This window comes from Bartonella jaculi, from assembly GCF_039543045.1.
Lineage (GTDB): Bacteria > Pseudomonadota > Alphaproteobacteria > Rhizobiales > Rhizobiaceae > Bartonella > Bartonella jaculi.
This window is the reverse complement of sequence record NZ_BAABIZ010000066.1, coordinates 1-3,212: the sequence shown is the minus strand read 5'-3', so window position 1 is coordinate 3,212 and position 3,212 is coordinate 1. Positions and strand designations below refer to the sequence as shown.

Here is a 3,212-nt window from a genome sequence, read left to right as displayed (position 1 = left end):
TTTCACAGACTTTTTAAAAATCTTCAAAGGGTTTTCAAAGACCTTTCAAAGCCTTCTCTCATTTTTACGCTCAAATTCCAATTTTCGCTCTTTTTAGCTCTTTTTTACAATTTTAGGTGTCAAAATCCATTTTGACAAAACGCGCATTTAATGGTAAAAAATAACCATAAAAACAACAAATTACCACCTATTCCTAACTAATCCCACCTCTTCCCACTTAGTACAAAACCTACTGTCAAACTACAGTACCAATTTATTTATTTCAAAGGTTTTTTTAAGGGGTTCTCAAAGGGGAGCTTCAAAGACCTTTCAAAGCTTTCTTTTATTTTTGCCATTTTTTGCTCTTTTTTTGATTTTTGGATGTCAAAATCCATTTTGACAAAATTCTCACTTAATAGAAAAAATTATACATAAAAACAAATAATTATCACGTATTCCCACCTAATCTCATCTTTTCCTATTAGTGCAAAACCTTATGTGAAGCTACAACGAATTTTTTCCTAGAATCCCTCGAAAAATCCTCTCTCCTTCTAATTCTGTAATAGCAGCATCTAAAATTTTCTCTGCAAGCATACAGCTATACAAACGCTAATATTCACTATTTATTATTTTCTCTTTTATCATAAAGATCTTATGATTAACAATATAGTATTAAAAAACAAGCTCATTTATAAACTTTTACTACAAACAACTCCATGAATTACTTTATTAAAATTAAAGATAAATTATTTATTTAAAATAATGCATTTAATAAACACAAACATTATTCATACAATTAAGTTTTAATTAATAAATATAAATACTAACAATAAATTAATTTAATTACTGATATAAATAAAACATTATGTATTGTTAACATAAATCATTATTATACTTTACATAAAAACAAAAATACTCTATGCCATCACGAAGAAAACCCTTCATTTGATATCCTTCTTGTAAGCGGGGGAGGAATGTGTGGGGCTTATAGGTTAAGGAAAATATCAATGTTAAAAAAATCTCTTTTATCCGGTACAGCTGCCTTAGCTGTCATGCTGTTTAGTACCCATTTCAGCGTATGTGCCGCAAAAGTCCTCAGTGCTACAAGTAGTGAAGAAACAAAAGACGTCTCCGATGACGCTTCCGAAAAAAACTATGATGCGATAAAAGCAACAAATGGTGGAAAAATCATTGGCAAGGATTTAAAAGTAGCGGTTCCTGAATCTGAAAAAACTGGTGTAACATCTACAAATTCTGGTAGCGAAATTACGTTAAAGGGTACAACAACCATTGAAAATGCCACGAACTACACTCTTATGGTATTAGATGCTGGCAAAATTGTTAGTGAAGATTTAACAATAATCGGTTCTGAAGCCCAAGGAATGAGCGTTGGTATAGCGTCCTTCATGCCTAAGAGCAAAATTGAATTAAATGGTAAAACAACCATTGAAAAAGTTAGAAACGGACTTCAGGCAACACTCGGTGGCGAAATTATTAGCAAAAAAGATTTAACAATAATCGCTCTTGCATCCGAAGAGGCTACCACTGGTATAACGGCCAGTGATCATGGCAAGATTGAGTTAAATGGCACAACAACCATTGAAAAATTTACAAACGGCCTTGATGTACAAAATAAAGCCACAGTCAACATGACCGGCGCTTCTGAGAGTTCTATTACTGCCTCTAAAATAGGCGCCCTTTTCAACGACAGCGGGAGTGATGAAAACAAAAACACGCTGGAAAATGTAAACATATCGAGCGGCAAAGATGACGCCTTTATGGAGAAGGGAATAAGTGCCGAAAAAAGCACCGTGACTTTAAATAATGTAACCGTCACTCAAGCAGAAACAGGCATATTTGCAAATAATGACTCCAAAATAACAATAACTGGAGGATCATTTGATGCAAAAACTGATGGAGTATATGCGAAAGAAGGCAGCACCATTACTTTAACCGGCGATGCACAAATTACATCATCTGATGGTTATGGACTCCATGCAGAAGGTTCAGGATCCAAGATCACAATGGCAGGAGGAACCGTAACAATAAAGAATAAAGAACCTGCATTATTTGCAGAAAAAGGCGGACAGATTGATGCCACGAATGTTTCTCTAACAACGGATGGCAAAGGAACCGGTGCATTTGTATTTGGCAAGAACAGCACAATTGAATTGCATGGTGATACAACAATTAACAATACTTTTGACGGTCTTGGAGCCGTTGATGGTGGTAAAATCACCAGTGAAAATTTAACGGTAATCGGTGGGAAAGTAATTGATCCTGAATCCAAAGAAAACAGCACCGGTGTATGGACAACGGACTCTGGTAGTGAAATTAAGTTAACGGGCAAAACAACCATTCAAGGGGTTGCTGAAGGTCTTTATGCAGAAGGCGGGAGCAAAATCATTAGCGGAGATTTAACAATAACCGGTGGTGAATCCGAAGAAATAACCGTTGGTGTAAGCGCTTGGGAGCCTGATAGTGTAATTGAATTAAATGGTAAAACAACCATTCAAAATGTTGATGTTGGTCTCGCTAGCAATGAAGATAGCACAATTAAAATGAGTAATGGCGCTATTGATGCTAATTTCAATGATTCAGATACCCAATCCAACACTCTTCAGAATGGGAAGAAAAATGAAATAAAAGCAAAACAAGCTGCACTATTCGTAGCAAATGGTGGACATATTGATCTGACAGATGTCTCTGCAACAGCAAGAGTTGCTGGCTTACAATTCACAACTTTCTCTGATAATGATCCAAAAAAACCGCATGATCCGCAAAAATATCATAGCAATGAGATCAATTTAACCAATGCAGATATTCACGTTGAAAGTGGCACAGGAATTTTTGTTGGAGCTTTTGTTGAAAAAAGCATCGAAAATAGTGCTGCTCCATCAATCGGCACAGTCAATCTTAAAAAATCAAAAATCCATGCTGATGTTTTATTAGGAGATGGTCTTTTTTGGGATAAAAAGTTATGGGAAGATAAAAAGTTATGGGATGGTAAAGAGGTTAAAGCCATTTCCAACGGTACCTTCACATTAAACGCCGATCAGTCTACTTTAGAGGGCAGAGCAAACATTGCTCAAGACAGAGATGTGCGCTTTGATCTGAAAAACGAGACAAAATGGATGTTGAAGACCAGTACAAACGAAAAAGATGATAAGGGCAATCTGCTTGATATTGCTCAAAGGTCACGTTCTGATGTTTCTGTGCTTAATCTTAACAAC

The 3,212-nt window shown here is 35.7% G+C and carries 1 pseudogene; it reads left to right on the top strand.

Annotated features, from left to right (window positions below):
- Positions 1 to 986: 986 nt before the first annotated feature.
- Positions 987 to 3,212, top strand: a pseudogene (locus ABD915_RS09110) (autotransporter outer membrane beta-barrel domain-containing protein); the annotation flags it as partial.